Here is a 13,896-nt window from a genome sequence, read left to right as displayed (position 1 = left end):
GGCCTTAGGTGATCCGTAAGTGCCTTACGGATCACCTAAGGCCCCTTATCCGTCCCCGGAGCCGGGCCGGCCGCCCGAAGATGCGGAACTCTCCCGATGTGGCCGGCCCCCCTGGGAGACGAAGGTGGAGGCATCGCGAAGCCGAGGCGAACGAAGCCGAGGCGGACGCGGAAAGCGAAGCCCACCTCTTCCGAAGGACCTGACATGTTCGAGTTCGAACTGCACGAGATGCGTTCCGCCGAGCTGCGCCGCGCGGCGCGGGAGGAAAGCCTGGCACGCGAGGCCGTACGGTCGCGGCGCGCCGCCCGCCGCGCCGAGGCGGCCGGCCGGGACGGGACGCACGCCGAGAGCCATGGCGATACCGACCGGCCACGCCGGCTACGGCTCCCGCGCACCGCGTGAGCGCCGGACGGACGACGGGCGGCCGCACGGGGGTCGGTCGCCCGAGGTCCCGGGGTCGTACGACTCTCCCCGAGAGTCGTACGACCCTTCCGGCCGTTCGTACGACCATCGCACCGGACCTGTGGAAAACCGCTGCCACACCGGCCGGACCTCGTGCGATGCTCGGGCCCGTGGAAACCAGGTCCGTGAGTCCCGTGTTCGTCGGCCGTACCGGCGAACTGGGCGCGCTGAACGACGCGCTCGCCCGTGCCGCCGCGGGGGAGCCGCAGGCGCTGCTGCTGGGCGGGGAGGCCGGCGTCGGCAAGACCCGCCTCGTGGAGGAGTTCGCCACCGCGGCCTGCCGCGCGAAGGCGGTCGTCGCCGTCGGCGGCTGCGTGGAGATCGGCGCCGACGGGCTGCCCTTCGCCCCCTTCTCCACCGCGCTGCGCGCCCTGCGGCACTCGCTGCCCGAGGAGTTCACCGCCGCCGCCACCGGCCAGGAGGAGGAACTCGCCCGGCTGCTGCCCGACCTGGGCGAGGCCACCTCCAGCCGCCACGACGAACAGGGCATGGCCCGCCTGTTCGAGCTCACCGCCCGGCTGCTGGAGCGGGTGGCCGCCGAGCACACCGTCGTCCTCGCCCTGGAAGACCTGCACTGGGCCGACGCCTCCACCCGCCACCTCCTCGCCTACCTCTTCCGCACCCTGCGCACTGGCCGCCTCCTCGTCCTCGCCACCTACCGCTCGGACGACATCCACCGCCGCCACCCCCTGCGCCCCCTCCTCGCCGAACTCGACCGGCTGCGCACCATCCGCCGCCTCGAACTGGAGCGCTTCACCCGCGACGAGGTCGGCCGGCAGATCGCCGGGATCCTCGCCGCCGAGCCCGACCCCGCCCAGGTCGACGACATCTTCGAACGCTCCGACGGCAACGCCTTCTTCGTCGAGGAACTCGCCGTAGCCGCCTGCGAGGGCTGCCGCACCGGCCTCACCGACTCCCTGCGCGACCTGCTCCTGGTCCGGGTCGAGGCACTGTCCGAGAGCGCCCAGCGCGTCGTCCGGATCGTCGCCGAGGGCGGCTCCACCGTGGAGTACCCGCTCATCGCCGCCGTCGCCGGCCTCACCGAGGACGACCTCCTCGAAGCCCTGCGGGCCGCCGTCGGAGCCAACATCCTCACCGTCGCCCCGGCCGGCGACGGCTACCGCTTCCGGCACTCCCTGGTCCGCGAGGCCGTCGCCGACGACCTGCTGCCCGGCGAACGCTCCCGCCTCAACCGCCGCTACGCCGAGGCCCTCCAGGCCGACCCGGCGCTCGTTCCGGCCGACGCGCGCGTGATGCGCCTGGCCACCTACTGGTACCACGCGCACGACCCCGCCAAGGCCCTGCCCGCCGTGCTCGACGCCTCCGTCGTGGCCCGCCGCCGGCACGCCTACACCGAACAACTCCGGCTGCTGGAACGGGCGATGGAGCTGTGGGACAGCGCCCCCGACGAGGTCCGCTCCGCCCTGCGCCCCGTCGACTACACCGAGGTCTATCCTCCCTGCGGCTGCGACCCGGCCACCATGCCGCTGGACTACCTGGACATCATGGCGGAGGCCGCCGTCGCCGGGCGGCTCGGCGGCGAACGCGAACGCGCCCTGAAGATCACCAAGCGGGCGCTGCGGCTGCTGGAGGACGACGGCGACCCCCTGCGCGCCGCCTGGTTCGGCGTCCAGCGCTCCCGCCTGGTCCAGGCCCTGGCCCGCGGCGACGGCTGGCGGGAACTGGCCACCGCCCAGGACCTCGTGCGCGGCCTGCCACCGTCCGAGGTGCACGCCGAGGTCCTCGCCAACGTCGCCAACTGGTCCATGCTGCGCCGCCCCGGCCCCGACGCCTTCGCCGCAGCCGAACGGGCCGTGCGGTACGCGCGCATGGTCGGCGCCCGCGCGACCGAGCTGAACGCCCGGCTCACCCTCGGCGGACTCACCGTCGAGGCGGGCGACATCGAGGCCGGCCTCGCCGAGCTGGGTCTGGTCAAGGAGCACGCGCTGGCGGAGGGCGTGGCCCACGTGGCGGGCCGCGCCTACGTCAACCTGCCCTCCGTGCTGCAGGGCCTCGGCCGTGACCGGGAGGCCGTGCCGGTCCTGCGCGAGGGCCTCTCCTTCACGCGCGCCCACGGCCTGCTGGCCGACGAGGCCTGGGTGTGGGGCAACCTCTCCGAGGCGCTGTACTCGCTCGGCGAGTGGGAGGAGGCCGCCGAAGCCGCCGCTCACGCGATGCGGGTCGGCCACAGCGCCAAACCCCAGGGCGCCGGCGCGATGCGCCTGGCCCATCTCGCCCTGGCCCGCGGCGACATCGCCGAGTCCGCCCGCCAGCTCGCCACCGCCCGCACCCACTACGGCACCCACGACCCGATGCCCCAGCAGGCGCTGCCGCTGGCCCGGCTCGCCGTCGGCGTCGCGGCCGCGGAAGGCCGGCTCCCCGACGCCCGCGCCGAACTGGCCGCCGCCCTGGAGGCCGGCTTCCCGCCCGGCACCCAGCGGTACGGCTGGCCGCTGCTGCTGGCCGCCGCCACCGCCGAGGCCGACGCCCGCGCCCTGCCCGCCGCCGGCGCCGGCCGGGCGGAAACCCTGGAGCGCGTCGCCGGGGCCGCCCGGACCCTCACCACCGGCGTGCCCCTCTGGCAGGCCTACGACCGCTGGACCCGCGCCGAACTCCTGCGGGCCGAGGCAGCCGACTCCGCCGACACCTGGTCACCCGTGGTCAGCGCCTTCGAATGCCTGGACCGCCCCTACGACCTCGCCCGCGTCCGGCACCGCCTCGCCCAGGCCCTGCTCACCGAGGGCGGCGACGACGAGCGCGACCGGGCCGTGGAACTGCTCCGGCTGGCCGGAGCGGTCGCCGGCCACCTCGGCGCCCGCCCCCTCGCCGAGGCGGTCACCCGTCTCGCCCAGCGGGCCCGCCTCCCCCTGACCCCGGCCCCGCGCCGGACCCCGGCCCCCGCCGACCCGGCCGAGGCGCTGGGCCTCACCAGCCGGGAACGCGACGTCCTCCGCCTGGTCTCGGCCGGCCGCACCAACCGCCAGATAGCCGAGGAACTCTTCATCTCCCCGAAGACGGCCAGCGTGCACGTCTCCAACATCCTCGCCAAGCTCGGCGTCTCCGGCCGCGGCGAGGCCGCGGCCACGGCCCACCGGCTGGGACTGTTCCCCGAGGAGGCCGAAGACCGCATGGTCGCGGGATAATGGCCCCGGAGCCCAGGTCGGGGAGGAGCCGTGTTGTACCAGATCGAGTTCACGGAGCGCGCCGCCGCACAGCGGGACGCGCTCCCGGAGGACCGGCGCAAGCTGCTGGAGCGCGGGCTGCACAAGCTCGCCGAGGACCCGTTCACGCCGGTGTCGCAGGCGATCAGCGGCGAGGACATCCGCGTGGTGTCCGTCGCGCCCGGACTGACGGTCGACTACATGGTGCACCGAGCCTTCCTGATCCTGGTCTCCGTGGCGATTCTCGACCGGTCGCTGATAGACGAGGAGTGAGCCCCGGTGCACCACCCGGAGGGAGTGCGGTGTTCAACGTCTTCGAGGAACTGTTCGCGCCCGGCCGCAAGCACACGAGGGACGAGGAGAAACGCCTGGAGCTGACCCGGGAGGACATAGGCGACAACGACCCCGGCCGCGGCCCGATAGACCTCGCGTCCGGAAAGGTCGTCGTCCGCCCGTCGGCCCCGGAGCCCGCCGAGGAGTGAGCGGGCGGGGTCAGGGCTCATCCGCATCATGCGGCATACGCGAGGCCCGGCACGTCCATCTGCCGCGTTGCCGACCCCCGCGTCCGCCCCCCTCCTCCGCCTTGCGGGCGCCCGCGCCCAAGCCGCGCACCCCGCACCGACGAGGCACCGGCGACGTTCTCCGGCCTGATCCGCCGACCTGATCCGCTGACCTGATCCGCTGACCTGATCCGCCGGCCTGTTCCGCCGGACCGGCCTAGCGGACCCTCACCTCCAGGATGCGGTCGTCGCCCTTCTTCGGGGTGCCGCGGCCGTCCGTGTTGCTGGTGGTGAGCCAGATCGTGTCGCCGCCCGCCGCGGCCACCGTGCGCAGCCGGCCGTACTTCCCGGTCAGGAACGCCTGCGGGGCCGCCGAGGCCTTCGTGCCGTTCAAGGGGATGCGCCACAGGCGCTCGCCCTTCAGGCCGGCCATCCAGATGACGCCGTCGACGTAGGCGATGCCGCTGGGCGAGGCGTCGTCGGTGTGCCACTGGGCGATCGGGTTCTGGAACGCGGGGTCGCTCGACCTGCCCTCGGCGTCGGGCCACCCGTAGTTGCCGCCCGGCTTGATCGCGTTCAGCTCGTCCCAGGTGTCCTGCCCGAACTCCGAGGCGAACAACCGCTGTTTGTCGTCCCAGGCCAACCCCTGCACGTTGCGGTGGCCGTAGGAGTACACGACCGACCCCGGGAACGGGTTGCCGGGCGCCGGCTCGCCCTCCGGGGTCATCCGGAGGATCTTGCCGCCCAGCGACTTCTTGTCCTGGGCCAGCCCCCGCTCACCGCTCTCGCCGGTGCCCGCGTACAGCATCTTGTCGGGACCGAACGCGATCCGCCCCCCGTTGTGGATGACGCCCTTGGGGATCCCCCGGAATATCGTGTCGGGGGCGCCCAGTTGCTCACCGGCCGGCTTCTTCTCGTCGTACAGCACCCGCACGATGCGGTTGTCCGAGGCCGACGTGAAGTAGGCGTAGATCATGTGGTCCGAGGCGTAGTCGGGGGAGAGAGCGATGCCCAGCAGGCCGCCCTCGCCCTCCGGGGACACCCCGGACACCTGGCCCAGCACGGTCTTCTTGCCGGTCTTCTCGTCGACCCGGACGATCGTCCCGTCGTCCCGGGAGGACACCAGCAGATCACCGCCCGGCAGCGGGGCCAGACCCCACGGCGTCGTCAGGCCCTCCGCGACCGTGCGCAGGACCTTCACCGACCCCTTGGCGGGCGGGGTCGACTCGCTCGGCGACGGGGAGGGGGACGCCGTGGACGCCGTACCCCCCGAAGCCGCACCCGAAGCCGTGCCCCCGCCGCCCGGCGGTCCTCCGCCGTCGGAGGAGCAGCCGGCCGTCAGCAGGAGCGCGGCAGCGGCCAGCACGGCCGACACAGCTCGTCGTTGCACGATCATGGTCCCCTTCGCCCTCGGCACGAAAGCTCTGACGCAACAGGAGGGCCGCGAGGTTCGCCCCTCAGTCCCAGGATCCCCGTGCGACCGGCAACCCCGCCACCTCCGCCAGATCCTCCGGCGTCAGCCGCAGCGACGCCGCCGCCGCGTTCTCCGCGGGCCGCTGCTCCCGCCTGGCCCCGGGCAGCGCGATCACCTGCCGGCCCTGTGCGAGCACCCAGGCCAGGGCCACCTGCGCCGGCGTGACGTGCTCGCCGTGGCGGCGCGCGATCCGGCGCAGACCGGCCACGATCGGCTGGTTCGCCGCCATCATCTCCGCCGTGAACCGGGGATGCCGGGCGCGCAGGTCGTCCGGCTTGAAGCCCTCACCCGGGGTGAGCGTGCCGGTCAGGAAGCCGTTGCCCAGCGGCATCGCAGCCAGGAAGCCCACCCCGCGCGCCGCACACCACGGCAGCAGCACCTCCAGCGCCTGCGGCGACCACACCGACAGCTCCGCCTCCACCGCGCTCACCGGGAACACCTGCTGCACCCGCCGGAGCTGGTCCAGCGTGTGGTCGTACAGCCGCGCGCCCGGCCGGCGGGCTCCGCGCGCCCCCACCGCGCACAGGCCCAGCGCCCGCACCTTCCCGGCCCGCACCAGGTCCGCCATCGCGCCCCACGTCTCCTCGACGGGGACCTCGGGGTCCGCGCGGTGCAGTTGGTAGAGGTCGATCACATCCGTCTGCAGGCGCCGCAGCGAGGCGTCGCAGGCCCGTCTCACATAGCCGGGGCGGCCGTTGGCCACGATGTGCTGCTCGCCCACCAGCAGCCCCGCCTTCGTCGATACGAAGGCGTCCGCGCGCCGCTCCTTCAGCACCCGCCCCAGCAACAGCTCGTTGGTGAACGGGCCGTACATGTCGGCCGTGTCGAGAAGGTCCGAGCCCGCGTCCAGTGCCCGGTGCACGGTCCTGAGCGACTCCTCACCCCGCCGCCCCGAACCGCCGTACCCCCAGCTCATCGGCATGCACCCGAGTCCGACGGCCCCCACCGCGAGCGAACCCGCGCCGATCGTCCTGCGCTCCACCTGCTCGTGAACCTCCCTCAGACCCCAGCCCGGCCCCCAACCTAACCTCCGCACACCTGTGCGCCTGACATAGCCTCCACGCATGAGCGCAGACGTATGGCTTCCCTTTCCGCCGGAGGAGATCGAGGGGCTGCCCGAGGGGCCCCGCTACCTGTTCTGGGACGGCGGTGACAACGGCGACCAGGAGTTCCCCGGCGACCCGGCGGCCTGCGTCTACTACGTGGTCCCCTACCTGAAGCGGCAGGCGGTCAAGGTGCGCCCGCTGGAGCGGCTGACCCACGTCAAGGTCATCCAGACGCTCAGCGCGGGCGTGGACGACATCACCGCCCGGCTGTCGTCCATCGTGCCCGGAGTCCAGCTGTGCAACGCGCGCGGCGTGCACGAGGCGAGCACCGCCGAACTGACCCTGGCCCTGATTCTCGCCTCCCTCAGGGGCATCCCGCAGTTCGTCCGGAACCAGGACCAGGGGCACTGGAAGAGCGGCTTCCACCCCGCCCTCGCCGACAAGTCCGCCCTCATCGTCGGCTACGGCGCGATCGGCGCCGCCATCGAGGACCGGCTCGCGCCCTTCGAGCTCGCGCGGGTGGCGCGCGTTGCGCGCTCTGAGCGCACCACGGCGCGCGGTCCGGTGCATCCACTCACCGAATTGCCCGCCCTGCTTCCGCACGCCGACATCGTGATCCTTTCCACGCCCTTGACGGAGGCCACGAAAGGCCTGGTCGACGCGGACTTCCTGAGCCGGATGAAGGACGGCGCGCTGCTGGTGAACGTGGCCCGCGGGGCCGTCGTCGACACCAAGGCGCTGCTCCCGGAGCTGGAGAGCGGCCGGCTCACCGCGGCCCTCGACGTCGTGGACCCCGAACCGCTGCCGTCCGGCCACCCCCTGTGGCAGGCGCCGGGCGTGCTCATCACCCCGCACGTGGGCGGCCCCACCTCGGCGTTCCTGCCCCGCGCCAAGCGGCTGCTCGTCGACCAGCTGACCCGCTTCGTGAACGGGGAACCCGTGCGGAACGTGATCCTCACGACCGGCACCGCACCGGGAACCACCGCCGGCTGACCCCGCCCGCGCCCGCCGCGCACCCCCGCCGCGCACCAGCGGCGCACACCCTCCGCGACCCCCCGGACGCGGTGCGTACCGGCATCCCCGCTACTCGTCACGGAGCGTAGAGAAGCTATGTCCCTGAGTGACGATCCTGGTGTATCGTCCCGACAAGGGCTGCGCCGCCCCACCTACGGCGCGGGGGATGGACATTTCAGATTTGTGAGGGGGGCGACGGACGATGCACGGCCTATGGACGAACGATCCGACGCGACGGAGCCGCCGACGGCGGCCCTGGCGCGCGACGGCGCGCAAACGCGGCCACCACGCCGGCCACCACACGCACACCCGGCACAGCCGGCACCGCAGGCACACCGGCCGCAGACGGCACGCCCACCGCGACCCGCGGGGCCGGGCGGCACGGACCGGGAGGCCCCGGTGAGTTCGCCGACCTCCGTGACCCCCACCCTCGACGGACGGCTGTGCGCGCAGCGCCCGTCGGGGCCGCCGCTGCCCCGGCCGCCCGCCGCCCCCCGCGGCTCCCGGCTGGCCCGCCAGCTGGTCCTCGCCCTGGTCTGCGCGACCTACGCCGTCGGGGCCGCGCTCGACTGGGGTTCGGGCGGACTCGCCCTGATCATGGGCGACTTCGGGCTGAGCGCCGCCGCCGGCACCGCCGCCGTGTCCTGCTTCCTCTACGCCCGCAGCCCCCGGGTCCGCTTCCGCCCCGCCTGGCTGCTGTTCGCCCTCTCCTCCACGATGGCCTCCCTCGGCAACGCGATCTGGGGGTGGTACGAGGTGGTGCTGGGCCGCAGCGTGCCCAGCCCGAGCTACGCCGACCTGTTCTTCCTGTGCTTCGCCCCGCCCGCCATCGTGGGCCTGCTGGTTCTCGCAAAGCGGCCCGTGACGAAGGCCGGCTGGATCTGCCTGGGCCTGGACGCCTGGCTGATCGGCGGCTCGCTGCTCACCCTGTCCTGGAGCCTCGCGCTCGCCCAGGCCGCCCGCTTCGACGGGCCGAGCGTCGCGCACACCGCGCTGTCCCTGGCGTACCCGCTGATGGACATCGCGCTCGTCAGCATGGTGCTCGCGCTGCACTTCCGCCGCACACCGGGCAACCGCACGGCGGTGAACACCGCCATCGGCGCGCTCGCCCTGACCGTGATGTGCGACGCCCTGTTCACCTCCCCCCTGCTGCACAGCAGTTACCACTCCGGCCAGCTCCTGGACGCCGGCTGGTTCGCCGGCTCGCTGCTGCTCGCCTACGCCCCCTGGGCCGCTCCCCGGCCCCAGGGCACCGCGCGGGACACCGAGCGGCACGTGCCGGACGGACACAGCCGCGTGGTCCACGAGCACGTGCCCGGCCAGCGGGGCGCCGCCGCCCACCACCACCCGCCCGCGCCGGCGCCCGGACCCGCGCCCCCTCCCGCGCCGGGAAGCGATCACAGCCGGTACCCGGCCGGCCGGCCGCTCACCGGCTCCCTCGCCGCGCTCACCCCGTACCTCGCCGCGGCCGTGTGCACCCTGGGCATCCTGTACAACGTCCTCAACGGCCGGCGCCCGGACCACGTGGTGCTGATCACCGCCGGCGCCGTCGTCCTCGCGCTCGTCATGCGCCAGGGCATCATGCTGCTCGACAACATCACCCTGACCCAGGAATTGGCGCAGAAGGAGAACCACTTCCGCTCCCTGGTGCAGGGCTCCAGCGATGTCATCATGATCGCCGCGCCCAGCGGCATCCTGCGCTACGTCTCCCCGGCCGCCGCCGGCGTCTACGGCCGCCCCGCCGAGGAGCTCGTGGGCACCGAACTGGCCGGCCTGATCCATCCTGAGGACCTGGGCTGCGTCGTGCACGAGGTGCGCCGCTTCCTCGCCGCCGGCCCCCAGGACGAGCCCACCACCCGGATCGAGTGCCGCTTCCGCTCCGGCCACGGCGGCTGGCTCAACGTCGAGTCCACCGTCAACCGCCACCACGGCGGCCTCATCTTCAACTGCCGGGACGTCACCGAACGCGTGCGCCTGCAGGCCCAGTTGCAGCACAACGCCGAGCACGACCCGCTCACCGACCTGCCCAACCGCGCCCTGTTCACGCGGCGCGTGCAGCAGGCCCTGTCCGGCCGCCGCTCCACCGACCGCGGCGCCGCCCTGAGCGGCACGGCCGTCCTCTTCATCGATCTGGACGGCTTCAAGGCCGTCAACGACACGATCGGGCACCAGGCCGGGGATGAACTGCTCGTCCAGGCCGCCCGCAGACTCCAGGACGCGGTCCGGCACGGGGACACCGCCTCCCGCCTCGGCGGCGACGAGTTCGCGGCCCTGATCGCCGGGGACGGCACCCGTGACCCTGCCGCCCGGGAGCGGAACATCCTGGAGCTCGCCGACCGCCTCAGGACGACCCTCTCCCAGCCCTACGCCATCGACGGCAACGATGTCCGGGTCAACGCCTCCATCGGCGTCGCCTTCGCCGAGGCCGGGCTCGGCGCGGGCGAACTGCTGCGCAACGCCGACCTGGCGATGTACCGGGCGAAGTCGGCCGGAAAGGGCCGGGTCGAGCTGTACCGGCCGCAGATGCAGCAGGACGTCGTCCGCAAGGCGGAGCTGGCCGGACGCCTGCGCGCCGCCCTGCACGACGGTGAGTTCGCGCTGCTGCACCAGCCTGTGGTGAGCCTGGACGACGGCCGGATCGCGTCGGTCTCCGCCCAGGCGCGCTGGCGCTCCTCCCAGGGGGTGTCGTTCACCCCGGCCGAGTTCCTGCGGGTCGCCGAGGACACCGACAAGACGGCCGAGCTGGACCGGTGGATCGTCCAGGAGGCCGTGGAGCAGGCCGCGGAGCGGGCCGCGGGCGGGCTCGTCGTCCCCGTGGCCGTCCGGATGAGCGCCCGGCGGCTGCTCGACCGTTCCATGCCGCTCGGCTCGGTGGAGGCGCTGCTGACCCGGCACGGCCTGCCGCCCGGCGCGCTCCTCGTCGAACTGACCGATACCGACCCCAGGGTCTCGCTGGACGAGCTGGAGCGGCGCCTGACCGCGCTGAGCCGGCTCGGCGTCCGGATCGCGCTGGACGGCTTCGGCAGCGGCTACGCGGCCGTCACGGCCCTCAGACGGCTCCCCGTGGACGTCCTCAAGCTCGACCGGGGACTCGTCGAGGGCATCGTCGAGTCCGCGCGGCTGCACAAGATCACCAGTGGGCTGCTCCGCATCGCCGGCGACCTCGGGCTGCAGTCGGTCGCCGAGGGTGTCGACCTCCCGGAGCAGGTCGTCGCCCTGCGCGGCATGGGCTGCACGCACGGGCAGGGCATGGCGTTCGCGGGGCCGCTGGACGAGTACCGGCTGCGCCGGGCGCTCGCCTCCGGCCACTACCCCGTGCCGCACGCGCCCGCCGAACCCGCGTTCGCCGGCGGGGGGTACGGCCCGGCCGCGCCCGGTGTGGCCGTGGGAAGCGTCGTGCCCGCGGGGCCCGGCGTACCCGCCATGCCCGCGGCCCCCGCCGTCCTCGCCGGTGGAGCCTCCCGACGCTCACATAATGAGACTCCCGTCCCACCTACTTGACACCGGGTGCGCGCCGGGGGGAGGGTCAGTGCCATGCGCACCCGAATTCTCGTACTTGGACAGCGCGTCGGCTGAGCTGGGACCCGCCGGAGGAGATCCGGAACTCCCAGCGACCCTCACCGGCGCGCTCCCCTCGCTTGCCTCCCGGCACGAGGGGTTTTTTGTTGCACCAGCGCCGGTGAACAGCAGACACCACGCAGTCGCACACCGCACAAACCTCGCAAAAACCCTCAGCATCGAGAAGAGAATGCCGATGACCGAGCAGGCCCCCGGGGCCCATCCGCAGCCGCGGCCCCGTTCCGGAGGACAGTCCGCCCCCGTCGAGCACGTGACGGGCGCCCAGTCCCTCATCCGCTCCCTCGAAGAGGTCGGCGCTGACACGGTATTCGGCATTCCCGGCGGAGCCATCCTCCCGGCGTACGACCCGCTGATGGACTCGACCAGGGTCCGCCACGTCCTCGTCCGACACGAGCAGGGCGCAGGCCACGCGGCCACCGGCTACGCGCAGGCCACCGGCAAGGTCGGCGTCTGCATGGCGACCTCCGGACCCGGCGCGACCAACCTGGTCACCCCGATCGCCGACGCCCAGATGGACTCCGTGCCCGTGGTCGCGATCACCGGCCAGGTCTCCTCCAGGGCGATCGGCACGGACGCCTTCCAGGAGGCGGACATCGTCGGCATCACCATGCCGATCACCAAGCACAACTTCCTCGTCACCAAGGCGGCGGACATCCCCCGGGTGATCGCGCAGGCGTTCCACATCGCCTCCACCGGCCGCCCCGGCACCGTCCTCGTCGACATCGCCAAGGACGCCCTCCAGGCGAAGACCACCTTCTCCTGGCCCCCGGTCATGGACCTGCCCGGCTACCGGCCCGTCACCAAGCCGCACGCCAAGCAGATCCGCGAGGCCGCCAAGCTGATCACCGCCGCCAAGCGCCCCGTCCTCTACGTCGGCGGCGGCGTCCTCAAGGCCGAGGCCACCGCCGAGCTGAAGGTCCTCGCCGAACTCACCGGAGCGCCCGTCACCACCACCCTGATGGGCCTCGGCGCCTTCCCCGACAGCCACCCGCTGCACGTGGGAATGCCGGGCATGCACGGTGCGGTCACCGCCGTCACCGCGCTGCAGAAGGCCGACCTCATCGTCGCCCTCGGCGCCCGCTTCGACGACCGCGTCACCGGCAAGCTGGACAGCTTCGCGCCGTACGCCAAGATCGTCCACGCCGACATCGACCCCGCCGAGATCGGCAAGAACCGCGCCGCCGACGTGCCGATCGTCGGCGACGCCCGCGAGGTCATCGCCGACCTGGTCCAGGCCGTGCAGAAGGAGCACAGCGAGGGCCACAAGGGCGACTACACCGCATGGTGGAGCGACCTCAGCCGCTGGCGCGACACCTACCCGCTCGGCTACGACAAGCCGGAGGACGGCTCCCTGTCCCCGCAGGCCGTCATCGAGCGGATCGGACAGCTCGCCCCCGAGGGCACGATCTTCGCGGCCGGCGTCGGCCAGCACCAGATGTGGGCCGCCCACTTCATCCAGTACGACAAGCCCGCCACCTGGCTCAACTCCGGCGGCCTCGGCACCATGGGCTACGCCGTCCCCGCCGCCATGGGCGCCAAGGCCGGACAGCCCGAGCGCACCGTCTGGGCCATCGACGGCGACGGCTGCTTCCAGATGACCAACCAGGAGCTCACCACCTGCGCCCTGAACAACATCCCGATCAAGGTCGCCGTCATCAACAACGGCGCCCTCGGGATGGTCCGCCAGTGGCAGACCCTGTTCTACAACCAGCGCTACTCCAACACCGTGCTGCACTCCGGCCCCGAGGACATCAACCCGGAGGCCAAGGGCACCCGCGTGCCGGACTTCGTCAAGCTGTCCGAGGCGATGGGCTGTGTCGGCCTGCGCTGCGAGCGCCCCGAGGACCTCGACAAGGTCATCGCGGAGGCCAACTCCATCAACGACCGCCCCGTCGTCATCGACTTCATCGTCCACGAGGACGCGATGGTCTGGCCGATGGTCGCCGCCGGCACCTCCAACGACGAGATCATGGCCGCCCGGGACGTCCGCCCCGACTTCGGCGACAACGAAGACGACTGAGCGAGGAAGACTTCAAGCCCATGTCCAAGCACACGCTCTCCGTCCTGGTGGAGAACACCCCGGGCATCCTCGCCCGGATCGCCGCCCTGTTCTCCCGCCGCGGCTTCAACATCGACTCGCTCGCCGTCGGCGTCACCGAACACCCCGACATCTCCCGCATCACCATCGTGGTGAGCGTCGAGGAGTTCCCGCTGGAGCAGGTCACCAAGCAGCTCAACAAGCTCGTCAACGTCCTGAAGATCGTGGAACTGGAGCCCGGCCAGGCCGTCCAGCGCGAACTCGTCCTGGTGAAGGTCCGCGCCGACAACGAGACCCGCTCCCAGATCGTCGAGATCGTCCAGCTGTTCCGCGCCAAGACCGTCGACGTCTCCCCGGACGCCGTCACGATCGAGGCCACCGGCGGCAGCGAGAAGCTCACCGCCATGCTCAAGATGCTGGAACCGTTCGGCATCAAGGAGCTGGTCCAGTCCGGCACGATCGCGATCGGCCGCGGCGGCCGCTCCATCACCGACCGCTCGCTGCGCGCCCTCGACCGATCGGCGTAAGGATGTCAACGGGCGGCCGTACGCGCGGCCGCCCGTATGCCGAGACCCGCAGTCTTCCGTCCCGCCCACCGTCATACGGTGGGACGCACCACCCG

At 72.9% G+C, this 13,896-nt stretch carries 10 protein-coding genes; 8 read left to right on the top strand and 2 right to left on the bottom strand.

The window, feature by feature from the left end; all coding sequences use genetic code 11:
* The first annotated feature begins 204 nt into the window (after positions 1-204).
* The 4 genes from DBP14_RS08460 (at position 205) to DBP14_RS08445 (ending at position 4,105) form a co-directional block, all read left to right on the top strand.
* Complete coding sequence (locus tag DBP14_RS08460; protein ID WP_129306402.1) at positions 205-402, top strand: hypothetical protein; 198 nt, start codon at positions 205-207, stop codon at positions 400-402.
* A 158-nt stretch (positions 403-560) separates the two neighbouring features.
* Positions 561-3,605 carry a helix-turn-helix transcriptional regulator gene (locus DBP14_RS08455; RefSeq protein WP_206739229.1) on the top strand — a complete coding sequence of 1,015 codons (3,045 nt, stop codon included), beginning with the start codon at positions 561-563 and terminating at the stop codon, positions 3,603-3,605.
* A gap of 30 nt (positions 3,606-3,635) precedes the next feature.
* A complete protein-coding gene (locus DBP14_RS08450) occupies positions 3,636-3,896 on the top strand; it encodes a hypothetical protein (RefSeq protein ID WP_241740841.1) in 261 nt (86 codons plus the stop codon).
* 29 nt (positions 3,897-3,925) lie between these two features.
* The gene (locus DBP14_RS08445) at positions 3,926-4,105 is read left to right on the top strand and encodes a DUF6191 domain-containing protein (RefSeq protein WP_129306401.1); all 180 of its coding nucleotides are present in this window, start codon (positions 3,926-3,928) and stop codon (positions 4,103-4,105) included.
* A gap of 235 nt (positions 4,106-4,340) precedes the next feature.
* Here the strand turns inward: DBP14_RS08445 and DBP14_RS08440 are convergent, their stop codons facing one another.
* Positions 4,341-5,519 (bottom strand): PQQ-dependent sugar dehydrogenase, encoded by a 1,179-nt coding sequence (locus tag DBP14_RS08440; RefSeq protein WP_129306400.1) that lies wholly within the window; start codon positions 5,517-5,519, stop codon positions 4,341-4,343.
* Positions 5,520-5,580: 61 nt separating this feature from the next.
* Positions 5,581-6,579: an aldo/keto reductase gene (locus DBP14_RS08435; RefSeq protein ID WP_129306399.1), complete on the bottom strand. Its 999-nt coding sequence runs from the start codon at positions 6,577-6,579 to the stop codon at positions 5,581-5,583.
* Between the two features lie 82 nt (positions 6,580-6,661).
* Here DBP14_RS08435 and DBP14_RS08430 point away from each other — a divergent pair, with 82 nt between their 5' ends.
* From DBP14_RS08430 to ilvN, 4 genes are all read left to right on the top strand, one after another.
* Positions 6,662-7,636, top strand: coding sequence for a 2-hydroxyacid dehydrogenase (locus DBP14_RS08430; RefSeq protein ID WP_129306398.1), 975 nt, complete (start codon positions 6,662-6,664; stop codon positions 7,634-7,636).
* A gap of 420 nt (positions 7,637-8,056) precedes the next feature.
* Complete coding sequence (locus DBP14_RS08420; protein ID WP_164992279.1) at positions 8,057-11,158, top strand: EAL domain-containing protein; 3,102 nt, start codon at positions 8,057-8,059, stop codon at positions 11,156-11,158.
* A gap of 253 nt (positions 11,159-11,411) precedes the next feature.
* On the top strand, positions 11,412-13,256 hold the full coding sequence (locus DBP14_RS08410; protein WP_129306395.1) for an acetolactate synthase large subunit: 1,845 nt from the start codon (positions 11,412-11,414) through the stop codon (positions 13,254-13,256).
* 20 nt (positions 13,257-13,276) lie between these two features.
* Entirely contained in the window at positions 13,277-13,801 is a 525-nt protein-coding gene (gene ilvN, locus DBP14_RS08405; protein ID WP_129306394.1) for an acetolactate synthase small subunit, read from the top strand.
* Positions 13,802-13,896: the final 95 nt, after the last annotated feature.

It is taken from the genome of Streptomyces sp. L2 (assembly GCF_004124325.1).
In the GTDB taxonomy this organism is placed as follows: Bacteria; Actinomycetota; Actinomycetes; order Streptomycetales; family Streptomycetaceae; genus Streptomyces.
Note: the sequence above shows the minus strand (reverse complement) of the source record. Positions and strands in the feature narration are given on the sequence as shown.

Excerpts from the sequence above, each read along its gene's own strand:
- DBP14_RS08460 (WP_129306402.1), top strand. The coding sequence starts at position 205 with ATGTTCGAGTTCGAACTGCACGAGATGCGTTCCGCCGAGCTGCGCCGC.
- DBP14_RS08455 (WP_206739229.1), top strand. The coding sequence starts at position 561 with ATGCTCGGGCCCGTGGAAACCAGGTCCGTGAGTCCCGTGTTCGTCGGC.
- DBP14_RS08440 (WP_129306400.1), bottom strand. The coding sequence starts at position 5,519 with ATGATCGTGCAACGACGAGCTGTGTCGGCCGTGCTGGCCGCTGCCGCG.
- DBP14_RS08430 (WP_129306398.1), top strand. The coding sequence starts at position 6,662 with ATGAGCGCAGACGTATGGCTTCCCTTTCCGCCGGAGGAGATCGAGGGG.
- DBP14_RS08410 (WP_129306395.1), top strand. The coding sequence starts at position 11,412 with ATGACCGAGCAGGCCCCCGGGGCCCATCCGCAGCCGCGGCCCCGTTCC.
- ilvN (WP_129306394.1), top strand. The coding sequence starts at position 13,277 with ATGTCCAAGCACACGCTCTCCGTCCTGGTGGAGAACACCCCGGGCATC.